Raw genomic sequence first — 20,679 nt, 5'->3', positions numbered from 1 at the left:
GCCACAGCCGCACCGGCCCGGATTCAACGGCCGAAGAATTCCGCGTCGCGAATGAGCCGCGACAGGGCGAGGGTCAGTTCGCCGTCGGCCTTTCCAAGCTCGTCGAGGATCGAGAAATGGTGGTGGCCGGGAAGAATTCGTAACGTGACGGGCAGGCCGAGTTTGTCGGCCGCCTCCGCATAGGCGCGCGACTGCCGCTGCAATTCGCTCAGTTCGTTGCCGCCGACGCTCAGGCATTGCGGCGAGGCGCCTTGGCGCAACAGGCGCAGCGGGCTGAACCTTTCGATCTCGTGCCGATCGAGTTGAAGCGGGTCGTTGATGTAGGTCAGCGCGATCGGCTCGAGATCGAAAATGCCGCTGATCACCAGCGCACCACGCACGTTCGGCCAGCCGCTGGCGACGGCAGCCAGATGGCCGCCGGCGGACCAGCCGCCGACATAGATCCGGTTCGGATCGTAGCCAAACCGACCAGCCTGAGCACCCAGGAGGGCGATGGCTTCGCGGACCTCTTCGACGATGCCGGACAGCCTTGCCGCGGGCGCCAGCGTATAGCCGAGCACGGCGACGTCGATGCCATGGGCGCGGGGGCCTTCCGAGATGAAGGAAAATATTTCCTTGGCGTTGCGCTGCCAATAGCCGCCGTGAATGAACACGAACAGCGGCGCATCGATCTCGCCGCAAGGGAAATAGTCGAGGCGGGCACGCTGGCCGTCGCCATAGGGCACGTCGAGTTGGGCGCCGCGTATGGCACGCGAAGTAGCGCTGCGCGCGCGCCACTCGGCCAGCCACTCGCTGCTGTCGGTGACGGCGGCGCTGTTGTTGTAGGCGGCGTCGAGCGCGGCGCGGTCCATGTCCAGATAGATCGGCGTGGCGCGCGGCGCGCGCTTGGCGGTATCGGTCATTGCTCAGGAATCCGCCGTCGCGGTCACAGGCCCGGCGCTGCCGATGTGGCTGGTCAGGCGGCGCGTCACATCGCGGCGGAGCGCGTTGAATTCCGGCGAGGAAACGTCGCGCGGGCGCGGCAGGTCGATGTTCATCTGGCAGTCGATGCGGCCGGGACCGGCAGTCATGACGACGATCCGGTCGGCCAGCACCACCGCTTCCTCGACCGAATGGGTGACGAAGATCACCGTCAGCTTGGTGGCCTTCCAGATCTCGATCAATTCTTCCTGCAGCTTGCTGCGGGTCAGCGCATCGAGCGCGCCGAACGGTTCGTCCATCAGCAAGATGTCGGTGTCGTTGGCGAGCACGCGGGCGATCGCGACCCGCTGCTTCATGCCCCCGGACAATTGATGCGGAAAGCGGTCGGCGAAAGCAGTCAGGCCGACCATGTCGAGAAACCGTTTGGTCTCCTTGACGATTGTCGGTTTCGGTACGCCGCGCTGGCGCGGGCCGAAGCTGATATTGTCGAGCACCGTGAGCCAGGGAAACAACGCATAGTCCTGGAACACCATGCCGCGGTCGGCACCGGGTCCGGTGACCTCGGTGCCGTAGACCGTGACCGAACCGCGCGTGGCTTTTTCAAAGCCGGCGATGATCCGCAGCAGGGTCGATTTTCCGCAGCCGGATGCGCCCAGCAAGCAGATGAATTCCCCTTTGTTGATGGTGATCTCGACATCGCGCAGCGCCTCGACCGTGCCATTGAGGGCGGCGAATTCCTTGTGCAGGCCGGAGACGCGCAATATGGGGACCGCCGCTGTTTTTTGACCGGGCGTATCAAGCATTGTGCTGCGGGCTCCACCGGAGGAAATGTTTGGAGATGACGACCAGGATCCGGTCGGAGAGATAGCCGGTGATGCCGATGATGATCATGCCTGTGATGATCAGGTCGGTGCGCGAAAGCGTGCGGCCGTCCATGATGACGGCGCCGAGGCCTTCCGGCACGCCGGTCATTTCGCCGACCACGATCAGGATCCAGGCAAAGCCGGCGCCGAGCCGCAGGCCGTTGAAGATGCTGGGCAGGGCAGCCGGCAGGACCACGGCGCGAAACATTTGCGAGCCGGAACAGCCGAGCATTTCGGCGGCTTCGAACAGGCGGGCATCCACCGATTTGACGCCGAACACGGTGTTCAACATGATCGGAAAGAACGCGCCGAGAAACACCAGGAAGATCGCCGATTTCGGCCCCAGTCCGAAAAAGATCATGGACAGCGGCAGCCATGCCGTGACCGGCACCGGACGCAGCAGCGACAGCATCGGATCGAGCATGGCGCGCAACAGCGGAATGCGCCCGAGCATCAGGCCGAGCGGAATGCCGGTCGCAGCGGCGAGAAAGAATCCGCCATAGACCCGCTGCACCGATTTCCAGAAATGGATCGGCAGCGAACCGCTATAGGCGTCGTCATAGATGCCGCCAAAGGCGAAATCCCACATCATGACGGCGACGCCGTAGGGCGTCGGGATCAAGCGCGTGCCGCTCCAGCGCACCATCACGTGCCAGAGAGCCAACAGGCACAGTGGCACGATCGCGGCGAGTGCGACGGCTTGCAGGCGTCGCCGCCAGAGCTGCACCGAAGTCCCGGCTGCGACTGTTGCAATGCTGCCGGTCGCCGCGCCTGTTGTGGGCGCCGCGACCGAGGTGTCTCTGCTCATGCTGTCCTCAGAGCCTGACCGGAATACGCTCATGTGTCCCAGATGTGTCGAACGGATTTGAACGCGCCGGCCGTTCCGCCGCAGGCGTGGACGGTTGGCGCAACGCCACATGACGAGCCCTTGCGGAAGCGCCATGTCATCGGCTGCATGTTTCGCCAGCCTCTCAGGAGGCCGCGATCGCTTTCACGAAGCTGGCGTCGATGAAGCTGGCGTAGTCAGGCAATTGACGGATTTGCTTCTTCGCCAGCATCTGGGTGCCGTAATAGTTCGCCTGCTTCATGAAGGTGTCGTCGATATTCCAGGTCAGTTCGACGTTCGGCGCGGCTTTCTCGATCGATGGCCGCAACTGGCCGAGCTTCTTCATCGCCATGTCCGTGAACGCGTTCTGGTCGCTCATGGCAAATTCGCTTGCGGCGCGGTGCACCTTGAGGAACGTCTTGATGAAGTCCGGCTCCTTTTGCGTCAGTTCGCGGCGGGTCGTCAGCACCATGTTGAGCGAGCCGGTCGGCGTCGAATAGGGATATTCGACGATCTTGCCGATCCCCTTGGCAAGACTGATGCCGGCGGCGGGTTCGGCTCCGACATAGGCGTCGATATCGCCGCGCTCGAGCGCCGGCGCCATGTCGGAGAACGGCACGCGCACGGCGGTGACGTCGTTGATGGTCATGCCTTCGGCGGTGAGGCGGTCGAGGATCACGACCTCCTGGGTCGAGCCGGGCCAGATCGCGACCCGCTTGCCCCTGAGATCCTTGATCCCGTTGATGTCGGAGTTGATGCCGGACACCACGGCCATGCCGCGATTGCAGGCGGCGGCGACGACCACAACCGGCTCGCCGTTGGCGCCGCCCAGAGTGGCGGCAGCCAGGCCGTAGATGCCGAAATCGACGGTGCCGGTGACAACGGCGTTCTTGCCGTCGGTCGGGCTTTCGAACGGCACCACCTCGATCGTGAGGCCGGCGGGCACGAATTTCTCGTAGAAATAAGGCGTGATGCCGTGGATCAGCTTCAGCGTTCCGACCTTGATGGTGCGGTCGGCGGCCATGGCGTTCAGGCTGGTGCTGGACAGCGCGACCGCGGAAGCCGCGAGGCGCAGGAGGCCTCGGCGAGATGTGGAGTACATGGGTGTCCTTGCTGCGGCAGTCCGGCAAGGCCAGTCTAGGTGCACTGCACTATTTTGCAAAATTTATAGTTCAGATTGGAAAGATAAACGGTTTTTATGATGAGGCGGGGCTCCGAACCCCGGGAGATCGGCCGTTGCGCCCGCTATGGTCCCGTGGACGGGTAGCGCAGGTGAGCTAGAGCAGGAGAATGGAATGCCGGGCTAATCTTTCCCGCGTTGGTAGATTGTGACCGAGCGCGCACGGTCGGCGACGGTATCATGAGGACAACGCGAATGCGCTTACGCTGCATTCTTGCTAATCCGAGCTCGCAGCTTTGCAATATTGAGTCCTTGTTCTCGCTGCAAGTGCACCGGTTAATTAGCGAACTGGATGTTCGCTGGGAGCCGCTGCAACAAAGCTTGCGCAACCGCCTTATTGACCTAAGGTAGTGGAGATACCATGTTTCTATTTTGCTAGAGCAATGCGTTGGTGTTCACTGGAGGTCGGGGGCGTGGATTCTGCCAAAGCAAGAGAATGGGAAGATCGATTTCGAGGGAAGACAATAGAATCTTGGACTATCGAATCTTTAATCGACCACGGAAAGTCGGCAGCAGTCTTTCGAGCAGCTGGGAAGGACGGCTTGGTCGCTCTGAAGATATTCGATGATGAGATCATTCAACGGTATGGAGATGAAACCCAACTCGGTCGCATCAAACGCGAGTTGACGCTTCTCGGAAAGGAGCATCCGAATTTGGTTCGCCTTCTTGGTGGCGGGGTGGACAAGGAAAGTAAGAACCATTTTATCGTTATGGAATTTTTGGCTGGTCCCAGCCTCAGTAAGTGCTTAACGCAGGTGCCGGATGCTAACATTCCGAGCCTGATAGAACAGCTTGTTTCGGCGTGCGAGTTTTTAGAGTCTTTGAATCTAGCTCATCGAGACATCAAGCCCGCCAATATAGTTCTCCTTGAAAACCTGAGTAGACTGGTACTGCTAGATTTCGGGGTCTTAAAGCCGATCGGAGAAGCCGGCGTCACCGACGTTGATGGTCAACGTCTGTTCGTCGGAACTTTGCAGTACAGCTCGCCGGAGTTTCTGCTGCGAGATGAAGCGAATGACGTTGACGGCTGGCGCGCGCTAGCGATCTATCAGGTTGGCGCGGTACTGCATGATTTGATTATGCGGCGGCCAATATTTGAAGAGTTCATCAACCCATATGCGGCTCTGGTGAACGCCGTTCAGCACGAACTCCCCAACGTCGCGAGCGAAACTGCGCCATCGTATCTTGTTGATGCCTGTCGCATGTCGTTGGTTAAGGATCCGGCCAAACGGCTCGACCTCGTGAGGTGGGATTCATTTCGGCCGCCACAAACGATGCCAGCGGCCGAAGAAGCTCGCAAACGTGTTGGTCAACGAATTCTTCTTGCGACGGCTGAGACGGCAGTGCCAGCGCAAGATGCTGCTGCTGCCGGTGAACTTCTTGATACTGTTATTGATGGATTGAAGATCGAAGTCCGAAGAATTAGGCAGGCCAACGCCTCGATGATTCCCCCTGTCGAAGTTACAAGGCTCGGTCGGAATTCTCCAATGCTCTCGATCCGCCTTAAACCGTCTGAAAGCCTTCAGCTTTCAAGAGAGATACAGTTAAAGATTGCGGTTGATGTGATCGACGTTGATGCGCAGGCTATCGCGGTGATGCTCGCAGCTTCTTCTTCGAGTTCCGGGACGTTGATCGATTCCGATAATTTGGTCGAGGTATTCAAGGGTCCGTATAGTTCGAATGCGATCGGCGACCGGATCGGGGCTGCGCTTTTTTTGTGCTTGGATCAAGTGCAGCAGGGCGGGGAAGGCCCGCTAAACCTTGAAGGCTTGGGAGTTGTTTGATGGAGTCTTCTTGGTGGAAGGATCTTAGTCAGCTTGACGACGAGCAGAAGAAGGTGATTTCGCTTAGCGATGATGTTGATCACCTTGTGGTGGGCCCGCCAGGTTGCGGTAAAACGAACCTTCTGCTCTTGCGCGCAAGTTATCTTCACAAGAAAGGCACAACGAACATCAAGGTGCTAGCCTTTGGGCGTGTACTTAAAGAATTCATTGCGTCAGGCACGGCGCATTATCCGTTTTCAGCTGACAAAGTGCAGACATTTATGCGTTGGGCTTACGAGATTTTGGGCGCCAACGGGGTTTCAATCGATGAAGACGATGATTTCGACAAGATCCGCGACCAGATGTTTGCGAGACTCGGTGAAATCGCCGCTATACAAAAGGCAGAAGACGTCTACGACGTGATCCTTCTCGATGAGGCGCAAGATTATTCCGCCGACGAAGTCAGCATAATTCGCTCGTTCGGCGAGCGAGTTTTTGCCGTCGGTGACAACAACCAGCGCATCACTAAGAAAACCGGAGCGTTAGAGAAGTTGGCGGAGCTTGGTTCAGAGACCGCAACGCTTCATCACCACTATCGCAACGGCATTAAGATTTGCAGGGTGGCGGACGGGATTAAGAACGTTATAGACCACTCTAGCAGCATGGAGGCGACCTCGAACTACGACGAGGCCGCATACCCCTCGACAGTCGAAGTGCTTGGACAGCTTAAAATTGAGACTCAGGTGGTAGAAGCCGTGAAGCGGATAAAGACGCAGCTGCAGGCCTATCCAGGAGAGATGATCGGCGTGCTGTGCCCACGAGGGGAGGACCTAAAGGCCGTAGCGGAGCAGATCTCTGCAAGCGAAATCGAGGCAGAAGTACAGGTCCAGCGTGCTGGTGCGTATACCGCTATTATCTCCGGTCGACCGGTGGTTGTGACCACGGTACAAGGTGCAAAGGGTCTCGAATTTAGAGCCGTTCACCTGATGGCGGCCGATAAGCTGAAAAAATTCGCTACACAGCGAAACTTGACTTACACGGCAGTGACGAGAGCCAAGACCACCCTGGTAGTGTATCATGAGGAGGATTTGGCGGGCTACTTTGAAAAGGGACTTAATGCCTGCGAAATCACGAAGCCGGGAGAGCCAAATCTAAAGGACCTTTTCCTATGATCGCTATTACGGCGCGCCGCTTAAGTCGGGAGAATTTTGTCAACTGGATGGCTCAAGCTGTCGCAGGAGATCCTACGCTACCGCGCGATGCAGGTGCTCACGGACGGAAGCCTAACGAGGTAACCTTGGCGTGGCCGGATCTTAAATCTAATGCACGCCCGATTGTTTGCGTCGCGGAGCGCGACCTCCAAGAATTCTTCGCATTTGTTTCTACCTACAGCACGACCGTTCGTCCGTTCACGGCGTACTTCAGGGTAATGCCACTCGAGCTGATTGAAATTCTGGAAAATGCAGATCGCGAACGTGGCAATCAGATGCAGATCGCGAGAATGGTCGCTGGAGCAAGTATCGCGGACGTTTGGATGGCGGCCGCGCGACAAGCAGAGAGGCCAAGTAACGTGCTTCCGCTGCTGCAGTCTTCGCTGTCCGTGGTGCTTGGTCAAAGCGTTCTTGCAGGTTACAGCGAGGCAGCATTCCAATGGGTTCTGCAGGAATGGATGATGACACGCGCGAGTCAGAGCGATGCGGCGACCGGTAGGAGTGTCGAGGGCACTAGCATTGCATGGCGGCTGGTCAATATCGCGACAACAAGGATTCTCCCGCGGCGGTCTCTTCAGGAGTACGGCGGTCCAATTGCGTCGTTCATCAGGGATGCGGTTGAGGCAGGAGCAATTCGGCCGGAAATGCTTCGCTCGCTTTCCGAGATTGCGGGCCCCGAGCTCGATTTGGAGAAGATGCTTGCTGCCTCTAGGGAGGAGCGAATTAATCGCTTTAATGCAGCACTTGCTGATCTCAAACGTCGTGGCGAAACTGACTTCCGATCACAATTTTTGGCAGGTCTGATGTTGGCGATCGCTGGTAATGGCTCATTTGAACTTATTCGATCCGCACGAGAGTTTGGCGGCTGGTTGGATGGTGCAGCAACGTGGTTTGGAATTTGCGCTTCACTGTTCGAGGAAAGCAATGTACTCGCGTATGCTAATTCCGTCGGCAGGCGGATCGTTCGCGATCTGTTGCGAGAGGATGATCCTTTCGACGTGCCACGAGCAGATATTGCCTCGACCGAACTGCGATTTATCGGAGGCGGTAACGCGGACATGGGTCAACTGGGAGCGTATGCACGAAATTCTATCGAAGTAGAGATCCTGCCCAACGTTGTTACTCGAATGCTTTCGAATCAAGGTGACGATTCGGTTGGCAGCGCAGAACAGCGCGAGGCTTTGCTGCGAACGTTGGACGAGCTGTCTTATCTAGCGAGTCGCGCTCGGCGAATGATGTTAGATCGGGATGGAGGAGAGCGCCAAGGTGATCTCTATAAGTCTAAGCGGCCGAACAGGAAATGATCATGCTGCGGCTCTCCGCGTAAACAGGTCTTCTGCCTATTGGGACCGTTTGGCAGTTAGAGTTTCTAGGGCGCTGGATTGCCCGTCGGGCAAAACACCAGTCAACCCCTCCCCACAAAGATATTCCACTTTACCGAAATTCGGTTTTGTCGTATGTGTCGGCCATCCCGGCTCAACCAAGAGGGGCGATCTCGTGTCGTCTTGTTCGCGAGCCGGGCTTGCGGTGGACGCGGCAGCGTTGGGCGCGAGAGGCGTGGGCAGGGCGGATTGCTCTCCGTGAGCCCAAGGCTTCGTGCCGACGAGCGATGCTGTCAGGTTCGTCTCGTCACCAGGTCGACGGCAACGTGCACAAAGTCGTCGAAACCGGTGGTGAAATGGCGGGCCGTGCGTACGGCAAAACCGTGTGGTCCTGGCCGTCGTTGCTACGGTCAAGCCTTGGCGAATGCGGCATTTGCGTCAACCGGCGCGGTGTCGGCGACTTTCGCCGGGGCGAGGGAGGCCAGAAGGAACTCGGCTCCCGGGAGAGCACGGCATAAGCCGTCCAACCACTGCGCAGGGAAGGCCGAGTGATTGGCTACACCTGTATGCTGCTGTGCGGTCTCCTTTGCGCTCCATTCGCGCAGCGGACCGCGGGTGCCAGCCGGCACCCGGCCTTCCCTGCACCCTCTTGGAAAAGAGGGCGAAGCGACCAGGCAAAGCTCGGGCGAAAGCGGTCGCGAGAACGAGAGCTCATGTCCGCTGTTTGAAAGGCGAGATCGCCGCGTCACCGGGAATGAATCGACGGCAAGCGTTCAGGATGATCTGCCGAAGCGGTGCTCCGGAAGCCCCTGTGCGATCCCGTCAATGGCCAGAACATGACCCGCCTGGGGTTCTCGGCTCAATTGCTGACGATCAAGAAACTTGCGCGCCGTCGTCACGAACAGCGTCTTCAGATCGGTGCCTCCGAAGCACACGCAGGTCGGATTGGTCGCCGGCAGCGCAATGACGGTGTCGATCCGGCCGTCCGGTCGATAGCGCACCACCCGGCCGCCGGAGAAGAATGCGGTCCACAGTCCGCCGGCGACGTCGACGCACGCGCCGTCAGGTCTGTCCCCGGAGGCGCTGTAGTCCGCGAACAGCCGTCTGTTGCGGATCGCGCCGTCATCGAGATCGAAGTCGAACTGCCAGGTGCGGTATCGCCTCGTATCCGTGAAATAGTGCGTGCGATTGTCGGGCGAGAACGCGATTCCGTTGGTCACGATGACATCGCCGAACATGTGCGTTGTCCGGCCGTCCGGGTCCACACGATACAGTGCTCCGTTCGGCCGATGCAGCTGGTTGTCCATGGTGCCGATCCATAGCCGGCCCCGCGCGTCGACGCGCCCGTCGTTCAGGCGGTTGTCGGGGCCGCGATCGACCTCGCAAAGCTGGCTTGGAGGATCGTCACTGGCCGAGCGGCGATAAAGGCCCAGATCCTGCGCGAGCAGGTGGGAGCCATCCGCCGTCAAGGCCTGACTGCCGAGGAAGTTGCACGCGTACGGAAAGACCTCATGAGCGCCGCTCGCCGGATCGAACGATTGATGCAGCCGACGGTCGATGTCGACCCACCACAGCTTGCGGGAGCGGTCGCACCACAACGGCGTCTCGCCGAGGATATCGCCGGCAGCGACCGCGGTCTCGACCCGATGCGCGCCGATCATGTGGGGAGCCATCTCAAAATCCGATCCCAGCCACGAGCGCTGTCTCCAAAAGACATCAGGCCGCGGGCGATCAGCCCTCGTTCCAGGAGGCGAGGGCGTGCGCGACGCAGCCGTTGATGTGCTCGGTGAGCACGGTTTTCGCGCTCTTGATGTCGCGCTTGAGGGCGCATTCCAGCAGCGCCTTGTGCTGATTGATCGTCTCCGCGCCGCGGTAGCGCAGCGCATAGCGGAAATATTTGTCGAACACGACCGCGTGGGTCTGCATCAGCTCGCGCGAACCGCAACTCGAGATCAGCGCCTGGTGGAATTCGCCGTCGTAGCGTTTGCGCAGCTCGGGATCGTCGCCCTCCTTGAGCACGGTGCGTTCGGTCGCCGCCAGCTTGTGATGCGCCGACACCACCCGGCCTTCCCACTCGACGTCGCCGGCGCGGAACGACTCGGCCATCGCATGATGCTCCAGCAGGATACGCAGACCAGCGAGCTCACGCAGGTTCTGGATCGAGATCGGCGCCACCTCGAAGCCGCGCTGGCCCTCGGCAACCACAAAACCCTCGGACGTCAGCCGGTTGAGGATCTCGCGCAGCGTGGAGATGCTGACGCCGTAGTCCTCCTTCATGGCGTCGAGCTTCAGACGCCCGGACGGCGTCAGCACGCCGAAAATGATGTCGGATCGTATCCGCTGATATCCGCTGTCGCCCGCCGACAAAGGGCGCCCCTCGAGTGACGTCATGCTCTCCGATCCCGCAAATATGCGCGCGGCGCCCCGTGGCGGGCGGCCGAACCATCAATGTTACCAGCAATATAGCAGACGCCTAACGACGGAGATATTCAAAAACGTCAGATGAACATCGATTTATCATTTGACCGCCAAATATACTTATGTTTGTTGATCGACCTGAGGGTGCAGAAAAGAATGGCTCAAGCCGCCGTCGTGCCCCGATCGAACAGGGAGGTCAAAATGAGCTTGTTGGTCCGGGCGCTGTCTGCGACGGCGATTTGCGTGGCGCTGACGGTCGGCGCATCCGCTCAGGAGATTCAGGAGCGGACGATCAGGTGGGGACATCTGAACAACACCGATCACCCCGTCAGCGCGGGGGTGCAGAAATTTGCCGAGATCCTGCTGGCGAAGAGCGGGGGCAAGATGAAGATCCGCGAGTTCGCGGCCTCGCAGCTCGGCAACGAGCTGCAGCAGCAATCGGCGCTGCGCGGCGGCACGCAGGAAATGCTGTCGGCCTCGACCACGTCGCTCGCGACGGTCGTGCCGGAGTTCGGCCTCATCGACTTCCCGTTCATCGTGAAGACCGTCGAGCAGGCCGACGCTCTCGGGACCGGAAAGTTCGGCACGTCAATGCTCGATACGCTGCCGTCGAAGGGGCTGATCGGTCTCGGATATTGGGGCCTTGGCTTCCGCAACGTCACCAACAGCACGCGGCCGATCACCAAGGTCGAGGATTTCAACGGCCTCAAGCTTCGCGTCATTCCGAACCCGGTCTACCTCGAGACCTTCGGGTCCTTCAAGGCCAATCCCGTTCCGATGGCTTTCGGCGAACTCTATTCGGCGCTCGAGACCCGCACCGTCGACGGCGAGGAGAACCCGTTCACGGTCATTCTCTCCAACAAGTTCTACGAAGTGCAGAAATACGTCTCCGCCACCAACCACACCTTCACCCTGAACATCATCCTGGTGAGCAAGGCGTTCTGGGACAAGCTCTCCCCGACCGAGCAGCGCCTGATGCGCGAGGCGTATGAGGAAAGCCGAGGCTATCAGAAGGACCAGACGCGGATTCAGACCGAAAAGGCGCTGTCGGAATTGCAGGCCAAGGGCATGCAGTACAACACCGTCGCGCCGGAAGAGCTCGATCGCATGCGCAAGACGGCGCAGCCGGTCGTCGACAAGATTGCGGCCAATCTCAAGCCGGACGCGGTCAAGCTGTTCAACGACGAGCTCGACCGGATCCGCAAGGACGTGAAATAGTCGACCTCGTCAGCATGCAAGCGGCGGAGCCGGCCGGTCGGCCGGCTCTGAACCTGACTTTGCCCGGACGGCCCGCATGGCACGGATTCTCGACCTCTATTGCACCCTGCTGAAGGGCATCATTGCCGCATTTCTCGCGGTGATGGTGGTGCTGGTGTTCGGCAACGTGGTGCTGCGCTACGGCTTCAACTCCGGCATCGCGATCTCGGAGGAGCTGTCGCGCTGGTTTCTGGTCTGGCTGACCTTTCTCGGTGCGATCGTGGCGATGCGCGAGCACGCCCATCTCGGCGTCGATACCATCGTGCGGATGCTGCCGGCCGTCGGCAAGCGCGTCTGCTTCATCGTCAATTACTGCCTGATGCTGTTCGCCGACTGGCTTCTGCTCTCGGGAAGCTGGCGTCAGACCATCATCAATATCGACGACCGCGCGCCGGCGACCGGCCTGTCGCTTGGCATCTTCTATGGCGTGGGCGTGATCTTCGGCGTTTCGGCCGGAGTGATCCTTCTCTACGACCTGTTCCGCGTCATCTCCGGACAGGCGAGCGAAGCCGACATGGTGGCCGTCAGGGAATCGGAGGAGCACTGATGTCGTCTCCCCGTATGGTGGCGCCCGGCGCTCACATCCTGAAAATCACCGGGATCACGCCATGACGATTGCCGTGTTCACCTTCTCGCTGCTCGGCGCCATGGCGCTGGGCATGCCGATCGCCTTTGCGCTGATCGTCTGCGGCGTGGCCCTGATGAGCACGATCGACATGTTCGACGCCCAGATCGTGGCGCAGAACGTCATCAACGGCGCGGACAGCTTTCCGCTGATGGCCATTCCCTTCTTCATGCTGGCCGGCGAAGTCATGAACAAGGGCGGTCTCGCCAAGCGAATCGTCAACGTTGCGCTCGTCGCAGTCGGTCATTTTCGCGGCGGACTTGGTTATGTCACGATCCTCGCGTCCTGCATCTTGGCGTCGCTTTCGGGCTCTGCGGCGGCCGATGCCGCGGCGCTGGCCGCCTTGCTGGTGCCGATGATGGTGGCGGCGGGCCACAAGAAGTCCTATGCGGCGGGTCTGGTGGCGGCCGGCGGCATCATCGCGCCCGTCATTCCGCCCAGCATCGGGTTCGTCATCTTCGGTGTTGCCGCGGGCGTGTCGATCTCAAAACTGTTTCTGGCCGGGATCGTCCCCGGGCTGTTGCTCGGGGCAGGACTCTGCCTGGCCTGGTGGTGGGTGGTGCGCCAGGAGAACCTGACGCCCCCGCCGAGAGCATCGTTCTCGGAAATGGTGAAAGCGGTGGTCGACGGCTTCTGGGCGCTGATGCTGCCGGTCATCATCGTGGTCGGCCTGCGCTTCGGCATCTTCACGCCGACGGAAGCCGCGGTGGTCGTCGCCGTCTATTCCCTGTTGGTTGCGACCTGCATCTATCGGGAATTGAAGCTGTCGCAGCTTTACGAGGTGTTCGTCTCCTCGGGCCTGACGACGAGCATCGTGATGTTTCTGGTGGCCGCAGCTCTGGTGTCGTCCTGGCTGATTACGGTGTCCGAGATTTCGGCACAGATCGTCACCCTGCTGAAGCCTTTCATGGGCAACAACACGCTCCTGATGCTGGCGATCATGGTCGTGGTGGTGATCGTGGGAACGGCGCTCGACATGACGCCGACCATCCTCATCCTCACGCCGATCCTGATGCCGATCGTCAAGGCGGCGGGCATCGATCCCGTTTACTTTGGCGTCCTCTTCATCATCAATAATGCGATCGGCCTGATCACGCCGCCGGTCGGTATCGTGCTCAATGTGGTTTGCGGTGTTTCCAGGATCAGCATGGAGGACATCATCAAGGGCGTCTGGCCCTTCTTGATCGCGCAGCTCGTGGTCCTGTTACTGATGGTTCTGTTCCCGGGGCTCGTAACAGTCCCTGCCAAATGGTTCGCCGGCTAGACGCGTCGGCAACAAACGAAGGAAGCGAAAATGGCCGCAAGGATCATGATCCTCAACGGACCCAATCTCAATTTCCTCGGCATCCGCGAGCCCCACATCTACGGCTCGACGACGCTGAAGCAGATCGAGGCGAGCTGCCGGGCGATGGCCGATCAGCTCGGTGTTTCGGTGTCGTTCCATCAATCGAACATGGAGGGCGAACTCGTCGGCCTGATCCAGTCCGCCCATGGCACCACGGATGCCATCATCATGAATCCCGCAGCCTATTCATTCACCTCGATCGCGCTGATCGACGCGCTGAAGATATTCGAGGGCGTGAAGATCGAGGTGCATATCTCGAACATTCACGCGCGGGACGAACTGCACCGCCACTCGATCACCTCGAGTGCCTGCACGGCGGTCATTTGCGGCCTGGGTCCATATGGCTATCTCGCCGCGATGCTCGCGGCCGTCCAACGGCTGGGGGAATTGCCCGAGACCATTGCGCCGGCTCTGCGCGGGCTTGCGGCCGGCGGCAAAGCGTAGGCATGGAGGGCGGAATGCGCGGCACGGGATTTCTCGCGATCTGGAGCGACGTCGAGGCTCACGACCTGACCGACTACCGGCACTGGCTGACGCGTGAGCACACGACCGAGCGCGTGACGACGAAGGGCTTCCTGGCATCGCGTATATTCCGTGCGGCAAGGGACGACATCGACCGCTTCTTCATTCTCTATGAGCTGGAAACGCCGGAGGTCCTCGACGGCGAGGCCTATCTGGCGCGCCTCAACGCACCGACGCCGTGGTCACAGCGCATCATGCCGAAGCTCGGCAATTTCATGCGGGGCGGCGGTGTCATGATCGCGCGGGAAGGCCGGGGCGAGGGCGCATCGATCGTGGCGCTGCGGATCGAGACGTTGCCGAGAGATCCCCAAGGTTTGGCTCGGGCGCTCGTTGCGTGCGACGGGATTGCCGCCATGCAGATCGGCGCGACCGACGAGGCGCGGACATCGGTGCGGACCGCTGAGAAGGGCATGCGGAAGAACGAGGGCTTTTTCGCGGGGCTTTTGCTGATCGAGGCGCTCGACATCGCCTCGCTGCAAGCGGCCTTGCGGAACGCCGCGGAAATTGCGCCCGACGTCATGGCCGGGGCGAGCGAGCCGGAAGTTTATCAAAGCATGTTTGCGCTCGACGCCCGCATCGCGGATTTCAGCTGATCGCAGCGTTCTCGCTCGCCGCGTTGATCGTGCATATCGAGGATTTCGCCTACAGCCGGGCGCTCGACTATGCCACCGTTCTCGGCCGGCCGATGTCCGGCCGCCACGAATGCGGCAGCATCGTTGCCCAGATCTAAGCGGTCCGCGCCGGACACGTCACCGGCATTTTGAACGACTACGCTTCGTTCGAACTGGCGTGATCGCCCTGCGACATAGGAACTCTTGCGCACCATCGAGGCTTGACTCAGCGGGCCAGCGTCGCCGCCGATTGCTGGCCTGCACGGCCCCGCCTCCAAGCCCCCATACCCCCCAAGGTGGGGCCGTGCTCATCGCCAGGAGATGCCATGGCCGAGCCGACCGAGCAGGACATCAGAGAACGCGCGCACCGCTTGTGGGAGCAAGCCGGCAAGCCGGAAGGTCGCGAGCAAGAATTCTGGCAGGCGGCCGAGCAGGAGTTGCGCAACGAGGACAAGTCGAACCCCATGCGGACGCCGGATACGCTGTGACCGACAAGAGATGCCCATTCTGCTACGGTCTGGGATGGGTCTGCGAAAACCATCCGCTCCGCGCCTGGAGTGAGAAATTGGGCGGCTGCCGCTGCGGTGAGGGCATGCCCTGCACCTGCAACACCACGGAAGATCCCGAAACAAGAGTGGTGATCGTCGAAGCGGACACGACGTGGCATTGAGGGCGGAACAGAGCCTTCCAGCGGGAATTGAGGTTTTGGGCAGCACGGGCTGCGACGCAGGCCCGTGGCGACGGCGGTATTTGCGGTGGACGAGCAGCAAAAGATAGAGCACCAGATCGAACTCGCAACGCGAGCGGCTTCGCTTGTCAAAGACGAAAGCACGGTCCAGCGATTCAGGAGCTTCGCGGAGGAGCTGAAGCAAAAGCTGCTTCGCATGATGCGGCGCGGCAAGGTGCGCGCGCGCGCCTATGAACTCTGGGAGGAGGCCGGTCGCCCGGCCGATCGCGACGTGGAGTTCTGGCTCGAAGCGGAACGGCAGATCGAAGAAGAACGCGAGCAGCGGAGGCTGTCCGATCCCCAAGAGAAGCAATAGAAGAAAGACGATAGAAGCGAAGCGATACGCGGAGAAAAAGCCGCCGAGTTCTTCACCCCAGCGGCTTCAACAGTCCGTAGCTGTTGGTGGTCTCTCCAGCCTCGTGCGTACCGCCGTTACCTTGTTTGCGGCCATGCAAGTTCATCCTAGGCCAAGGCGCACAATTCCGCTGTGATCTGAAGCACACATTGGAAGGACAATGTCGCTACGCGCCGGCGGCGACACCCAGGCGGCCAATGCCAGGAAGCTTCAGCGCCGGGCGGCGGATATCGAGGCCGAGCACCGCGCCGAGGAAATTGATCTCGACTCCCTCGACCCAGCCGATGGTCATGCCGAGATAGCCCGACAGCGAGGCGTAGAGCCCGGTGCCGGAGGCCGTGATGCCGGCCCAGCGTCCGCTGTAGGGAAAGTCCTTGCCGATCGCGGTCGGTGGCAGCACGGCGCGCAGCTCGGGAACGGCGTCCAGCGCCGCCTGCACGAAAGTGTTGGAATTCGGTCCCGGCCATGCGCTGTAGTCGCCATAGGCGCGGAACCTGTAATTCTCGATGACGTCACGGATCTTCGGAATCAACGCTTCAGCCCGCGCGCCGTCGACCGCGACGACCGTTTCAGGCAGGGCGCCGAACCAGCGGCCGTCGGGCGCAAAGCCGTTGCTGCGAATCGGGTCGCCCCACGCCGTGTAGTCGTAGCGGCTGTAGGTGGCGGCGCCCTTGTCCTTGACGACGATCCAGGTGTGGACGGCAAAAATGCTCCGCCAGCGCACCGTGCGCGCGGCGAACACGCGGATCAGCGCGTCCGGATTGCTGGACGCGGGCGGCAGCAGGCCGGCGCTGGAGCGATCCGCCGTCTGCCAATTGCCGCGGCCGTCGCCGCGCAGATAATAGCGGCCGGCCGACACGCCGAGCGGCAGGAAGATCAGCAGCAGGAACAGGATCAAGAATTTTCTCAAGGGCGAACGGTGATCGGGCGGGATGATGCCACCAATATAGTTCGCGGGGCACGCCGCGCCAGCGCTGTCCTGCTCTTGCATTCGGGTGCTGCGGCCATATGTTGCGTTCATGAGGAAGTTGTCACTCGTCGAGGACCAGGCCATCCAGGCGCGAATCGCGTACATCGCGGGCGCCGAGATTTTCGATCGCCTCTTCGCCGGCATCCGGTTTGACGAGATCGACGGCAATCTGCTGTTTGCCATCGCCTGCAACGAAGACTGCGCGGCCGAGATCGAGGACGAGTTCTCGCACCAGCTTGCGGTGGTCGCAACGCATATCCTCGCGCAGAGCGTGGACGTGGTCGTGGTGCTGCCGAAGGTCCTGCAATAGCCCGTTCAGGGCGCTTGCCTTGGCCCCGTGTCTCTGCTTTTCATCGCAATTGCAAAATTGTAATGACGTCATTGGGCGCTCAGGCCCGAGGCGCGTTATCGACGGAGCTCGACGGCAGGGCTCGTCGTCGCTCGTCTCTATTTGCGAAACAAAGTTGGATACACATTGGCGCCCACCAGGAAAGCCCGGGCCACGACCGGCGCGATAAAGACAAAAAGCAAGAGCTCAACAACCAGGAGCTCAAAAAGCCGCGTCTCGAGACGCACGAGCTCCAAGAGCAAGCACGCGAACCAGAGCCCCTCGCGTTCCGCGGTCGCGTCCTCATCGCCGCTCGGCATGCTGGCGCTGCATCTGCTGGAGCAGTGGGAGAAGTCCGGGCACGACGGCCTCGTGTTTCTCTGCGACGACGAGAGCAGGGCGGAGCGGCTGGGCGGCGTGATCCACGCCCTCGATCCCTCCGTCGAGGTGCTGGTGTTTCCGCGCCTGAACACGCTGCCCTTCGACGGCCTCGAGCCATCCCGCGAGATCGCGGGCCGGCGCAGCTCGGTGCTGCGACGTCTCGCCAAGGCAAAGAAGCCCGTCTTCCTGGTGTCGACCGCGGAAGCCATCATGGAACGGCTGCCGCTGCCAGCGAGCTGGTCGCGATCGAGCCTGACGCTGAAGGTGGGCGCGGCCTATTCCGAGCCCGAGCTGGAGACGCGGCTGGAAGCTCTCGGCTACGATCTCGACGAAGAGGCGGAGTATCCCGGCGGCGTCCTGTTCCACGGCAAGACGTTCGAAGTATTTCCCGCCGGTGCGCTCGCTCCATTCCGGATCGAGCATTCCGGCGACACGATCCGCAAGATCGTCGCGGTCGATCCGATCGAGCACGAGGTCGTCTACGAGACCAGGGAATTGATCATCGACCCCATGTCGGAGCGGGTCGCGCTGGGAGCTACGCGTGGACAGCGGGCGACGCTGCCGGATTATTGCAGCGGCGCGCGATGGATCGCGGATGCCGGGGTGTCGGCCCACGCCGAAAGCTGGCTGGGTACGATCGAGGACGCCGCAGGCCGCAGGGATGCGGCGCGTGAGTATATGGGGCAGGCGGACTGGAAGCAGCTGAAGAAGCGCATCAGCGTGCTGCCGCGCAAGGCCGCCTTCCTCTCGACGCCGGAGTTCTCGAAGCTGGCCTCGCCGCGCAAGGCGCTTCGCGCCTTCATCGCCGACATGCAGCGCGGCGGATCGCGGCTGCTGTTTGTCGCGGCCGTCGAGGACGACCTTCGCGCGATGGAGCGCATGAGCGGCATCAAGGCGGATCGCCTGGCCGATTGGAGCGAGGTGACGAAGGGACGGAGCCGCGAAGCCGCGCTGCTGGCCGATTTCGACGCGGGGTTCATTGCCGCCGGCCGCAAGCCGCTCGTCGTCGTGACCGCGTCCGACGTGCTCGGCAGCCGGGCCCATCATCCCCAGCCCATGGCGCGCGCCTGGAATCCGGCTTTCGACCATCCCGACGTGCCGGAAAAGGGCGCCGCCATCGTCCATCTGCAACGCGGGCTCGCCGTGCTCGACGGCTTGCAGACCCTCGACATGGGCAGGGGATCGCGACGCGAGATGATCAGGCTCAAATTCGCGGGCGACAATGCCGTGCTCGTTCCGCCGGCCGATCTTGCGGTGATCTGGCCCTATGCCGGCGAGCCCGGCAAGCTGACGCTGGACAAGGCGGACGGCAGCAGCTGGTGGGCGCGGCGCACCGCGGCGGAAGCGGAAATCCAGATGGCCGCCAAGGCGCTCGCCAAACACATCAGCCAGCGTCGCCGCCGCCGTGCACCCAAATTGGTGCCGCCGGGGCCTGCTTACGAGAAATTCGTGGCGCGCTTCCCCTATTTCACGACCGTCGACCAGGCCCAGGCGATCCAGGACGTGCTCGACGATCTGGCGTCGGGCCATCCCATGGACAGGGTGATCTGCGGTGACGTCGGTTTCGGCAAGACCGAGGTCGCGCTGCGGGCGGCGGCCGCGGCGGCGCTGTCCGGCAAGCAGGTGGCGATCGCGGCGCCGACGACCGTCCTGGCGCGGCAGCATGTCGAAACCTTCCGCAAACGGTTCGGCCCCCTCGGGATCGAGGTGGGAAGCCTGTCGCGGGCCAGTTCAGGCCCGGAGACGCGAGAGACCAAGGAGGGGCTGCGGCGCGGCACGCTGAAAGTCGTGGTCGGCACGCAGGCTCTTGCGGCAAAGGACGTGAAGTTCGCCGACCTCGGCCTCGTCATCATCGACGAAGAGCAGCATTTCGGGGCGGCGGAGAAAGCGAAGCTTTCGGGTCTCGCCAAGGGGGCCCATTCGCTGTGGATGAGCGCCACGCCGATCCCGCGCACGCTCGCGGCGGGTCTTGCAGGATTCAGGGATCTCAGCGTGATCGCTTCGCCGCCGGTTCATCGCCTTCCCATCGTGACCAGGATCGCGCCGCTGTCCGACGCTGCCATTGCCGCAGCGCTGCTGCGTGAGCGCAGGCGGCACGGTCAGAGCTTCCTGATCTGTCCGCGCATCCAGGATCTGGAACCGATGCTGGCCCGTGTGCAATCGGTCGCGCCGGAGCTGCGCATCGTCTGCCTTCACGGCAGATTGCCCGTGGACGAGATCGACGACCGCATGATGAGTTTCGTCGATGGCGAGGCGGATGTGCTGCTGGCGACCAACATTGTGGAAAGCGGCCTCGATATTCCGCGCGCCAACACCATCGTGGTGTGCTGGCCGGAAAAATTCGGACTTGCGCAGCTGCATCAGCTCAGAGGTCGGGTCGGACGCGGCGGCACGCGCGCGTTTGCCCATCTGCTGACGGAATCGACCTCGGAGCAGTCCGAGAAGCGTCTCGCGGTGCTGGAGGAGTTCAGCAAGCCGGGTGCCGGCTTTGCGATCAGCGAGCGCGACCTCGACCTCAGGGGCGCCGGTGATCTGTTCTCGGAGCAGCAGTCTGGGCACGTCCAGGTGTTCGGACCCGTGCTCTACAGTCACCTTCTCAAGCGCGCCTCCGAGCGCACCAGCGACACCGGCGCCGATCTGTGGGTGCCCGATCTCAACATGCCGCTGGCCGACATGCTGCCCGAAGGCTATGTGCAATCCGAGGCGGTCCGACTTGAAATCTACGGGCGTGCTGCCAGGTGCCGAAGCGACGACGATCTGGAAGATCTGGAGGAGGAGATCTCGCGTCGGTTCGGCAGGCTGCCGCCGGAGGCGCGCGACTTCTTCGCATCCGCCAGGCTCCGGATCGACTGCAAGCGGCGCGGCATCGTCCGGCTCGATGTCGGGCCCGAGGCCGTCGCCGCGACATTCCTGCCGGGGCGGCTGCGGAAATTCAGGGCAAAATCCGAGGCGCGATCGCTGCAGCGGGACGGCGACCGCGTCGTTTACGCCGGCCGCCGTGACGCGGATCCGTTCAGCCGGGTCGAGGAGTTCCTCGACCTGCTGGACGCCTAG

Annotated in this window: 20 protein-coding genes; 12 read left to right on the top strand and 8 right to left on the bottom strand. The window is 61.6% G+C overall.

The genetic code is table 11. The annotated features are described in order from the left end of the window. Positions 1-23: 23 nt before the first annotated feature. From IVA88_RS25425 to IVA88_RS25410, 4 genes are all read right to left on the bottom strand, one after another. The gene (locus IVA88_RS25425; RefSeq protein WP_247499896.1) at positions 24-902 is read right to left on the bottom strand and encodes an alpha/beta hydrolase; all 879 of its coding nucleotides are present in this window, start codon (positions 900-902) and stop codon (positions 24-26) included. A 3-nt stretch (positions 903-905) separates the two neighbouring features. Beyond that, complete coding sequence (locus IVA88_RS25420) at positions 906-1,724, bottom strand: ABC transporter ATP-binding protein (RefSeq protein WP_247499895.1); 819 nt, start codon at positions 1,722-1,724, stop codon at positions 906-908. Continuing rightward, positions 1,717-2,592 carry an ABC transporter permease gene (locus IVA88_RS25415; RefSeq protein WP_247499894.1) on the bottom strand — a complete coding sequence of 292 codons (876 nt, stop codon included), beginning with the start codon at positions 2,590-2,592 and terminating at the stop codon, positions 1,717-1,719. Before IVA88_RS25415 ends, IVA88_RS25420 begins: the two co-directional genes overlap by 8 nt. 163 nt (positions 2,593-2,755) lie before the next feature. Further along, positions 2,756-3,712 (bottom strand): NrtA/SsuA/CpmA family ABC transporter substrate-binding protein, encoded by a 957-nt coding sequence (locus tag IVA88_RS25410; protein ID WP_247499893.1) that lies wholly within the window; start codon positions 3,710-3,712, stop codon positions 2,756-2,758. 491 nt (positions 3,713-4,203) lie between these two features. On the opposite strand from IVA88_RS25410, the gene IVA88_RS25405 reads away from it, so the two are divergent. From IVA88_RS25405 to IVA88_RS25395, 3 genes are read left to right on the top strand one after another with little or no spacing between them, the layout of a single operon-like run. Beyond that, entirely contained in the window at positions 4,204-5,574 is a 1,371-nt protein-coding gene (locus IVA88_RS25405; RefSeq protein WP_247499892.1) for a protein kinase, read from the top strand. Then, entirely contained in the window at positions 5,574-6,725 is a 1,152-nt protein-coding gene (locus IVA88_RS25400; protein WP_247499891.1) for an ATP-binding domain-containing protein, read from the top strand. The genes IVA88_RS25405 and IVA88_RS25400 overlap by 1 nt, the downstream gene beginning before the upstream one ends. After that, on the top strand, positions 6,722-8,068 hold the full coding sequence (locus IVA88_RS25395) for a hypothetical protein (RefSeq protein ID WP_247499890.1): 1,347 nt from the start codon (positions 6,722-6,724) through the stop codon (positions 8,066-8,068). The genes IVA88_RS25400 and IVA88_RS25395 overlap by 4 nt, the downstream gene beginning before the upstream one ends. A 791-nt stretch (positions 8,069-8,859) precedes the next feature. Here IVA88_RS25395 and IVA88_RS25390 read toward each other — a convergent pair. Both IVA88_RS25390 and IVA88_RS25385 read right to left on the bottom strand, forming a co-directional pair. Continuing rightward, positions 8,860-9,759 carry an SMP-30/gluconolactonase/LRE family protein gene (locus tag IVA88_RS25390; RefSeq protein ID WP_247499889.1) on the bottom strand — a complete coding sequence of 300 codons (900 nt, stop codon included), beginning with the start codon at positions 9,757-9,759 and terminating at the stop codon, positions 8,860-8,862. 58 nt (positions 9,760-9,817) lie between these two features. Beyond that, positions 9,818-10,477 carry an FCD domain-containing protein gene (locus IVA88_RS25385; RefSeq protein ID WP_247499888.1) on the bottom strand — a complete coding sequence of 220 codons (660 nt, stop codon included), beginning with the start codon at positions 10,475-10,477 and terminating at the stop codon, positions 9,818-9,820. A gap of 228 nt (positions 10,478-10,705) precedes the next feature. Between IVA88_RS25385 and IVA88_RS25380 the strand changes: the two genes are divergently transcribed. The 7 genes from IVA88_RS25380 to IVA88_RS32595 all read left to right on the top strand — a co-directional run bounded on the left by IVA88_RS25380 (position 10,706) and on the right by IVA88_RS32595 (position 15,907). Beyond that, positions 10,706-11,722, top strand: coding sequence for a TRAP transporter substrate-binding protein (locus IVA88_RS25380; RefSeq protein ID WP_247499887.1), 1,017 nt, complete (start codon positions 10,706-10,708; stop codon positions 11,720-11,722). Between the two features lie 76 nt (positions 11,723-11,798). Continuing rightward, positions 11,799-12,308 (top strand): TRAP transporter small permease, encoded by a 510-nt coding sequence (locus IVA88_RS25375; RefSeq protein ID WP_247499886.1) that lies wholly within the window; start codon positions 11,799-11,801, stop codon positions 12,306-12,308. Between the two features lie 61 nt (positions 12,309-12,369). Further along, the gene (locus tag IVA88_RS25370; protein WP_247499885.1) at positions 12,370-13,650 is read left to right on the top strand and encodes a TRAP transporter large permease subunit; all 1,281 of its coding nucleotides are present in this window, start codon (positions 12,370-12,372) and stop codon (positions 13,648-13,650) included. 30 nt (positions 13,651-13,680) lie between these two features. Then, complete coding sequence (locus IVA88_RS25365) at positions 13,681-14,175, top strand: type II 3-dehydroquinate dehydratase (RefSeq protein ID WP_247499884.1); 495 nt, start codon at positions 13,681-13,683, stop codon at positions 14,173-14,175. Between the two features lie 14 nt (positions 14,176-14,189). Next, positions 14,190-14,846, top strand: a complete 657-nt coding sequence (locus IVA88_RS25360) for a hypothetical protein (protein WP_247499883.1) — start codon at positions 14,190-14,192, stop codon at positions 14,844-14,846. A 344-nt stretch (positions 14,847-15,190) separates the two neighbouring features. Next, positions 15,191-15,352 (top strand): DUF2934 domain-containing protein, encoded by a 162-nt coding sequence (locus tag IVA88_RS25355; RefSeq protein WP_247499882.1) that lies wholly within the window; start codon positions 15,191-15,193, stop codon positions 15,350-15,352. Between the two features lie 246 nt (positions 15,353-15,598). Continuing rightward, positions 15,599-15,907: a DUF2934 domain-containing protein gene (locus IVA88_RS32595; RefSeq protein WP_247499881.1), complete on the top strand. Its 309-nt coding sequence runs from the start codon at positions 15,599-15,601 to the stop codon at positions 15,905-15,907. A 205-nt stretch (positions 15,908-16,112) separates the two neighbouring features. Here IVA88_RS32595 and IVA88_RS25345 read toward each other — a convergent pair whose 3' ends face one another. Next, on the bottom strand, positions 16,113-16,844 hold the full coding sequence (locus IVA88_RS25345; RefSeq protein ID WP_247499880.1) for a DUF3750 domain-containing protein: 732 nt from the start codon (positions 16,842-16,844) through the stop codon (positions 16,113-16,115). Positions 16,845-16,965: 121 nt separating this feature from the next. Between IVA88_RS25345 and IVA88_RS25340 the strand changes: the two genes are divergently transcribed. Then, positions 16,966-17,226: a hypothetical protein gene (locus IVA88_RS25340; protein ID WP_247499879.1), complete on the top strand. Its 261-nt coding sequence runs from the start codon at positions 16,966-16,968 to the stop codon at positions 17,224-17,226. A gap of 137 nt (positions 17,227-17,363) precedes the next feature. Here IVA88_RS25340 and IVA88_RS25335 read toward each other — a convergent pair whose 3' ends face one another. Further along, positions 17,364-17,564: a hypothetical protein gene (locus IVA88_RS25335; protein ID WP_247499878.1), complete on the bottom strand. Its 201-nt coding sequence runs from the start codon at positions 17,562-17,564 to the stop codon at positions 17,364-17,366. Between IVA88_RS25335 and IVA88_RS25330 the strand changes: the two genes are divergently transcribed. Beyond that, positions 17,563-20,679 carry a DEAD/DEAH box helicase gene (locus IVA88_RS25330; protein ID WP_247499877.1) on the top strand — a complete coding sequence of 1,039 codons (3,117 nt, stop codon included), beginning with the start codon at positions 17,563-17,565 and terminating at the stop codon, positions 20,677-20,679. The two genes, IVA88_RS25335 and IVA88_RS25330, sit on opposite strands and share 2 nt — an antisense overlap.

This window comes from Bradyrhizobium sp. 149 (assembly GCF_023073915.1).
Classification (GTDB): Bacteria; Pseudomonadota; Alphaproteobacteria; order Rhizobiales; family Xanthobacteraceae; genus Bradyrhizobium.
This window is presented reverse-complemented; position numbering and strand designations above follow the sequence as displayed.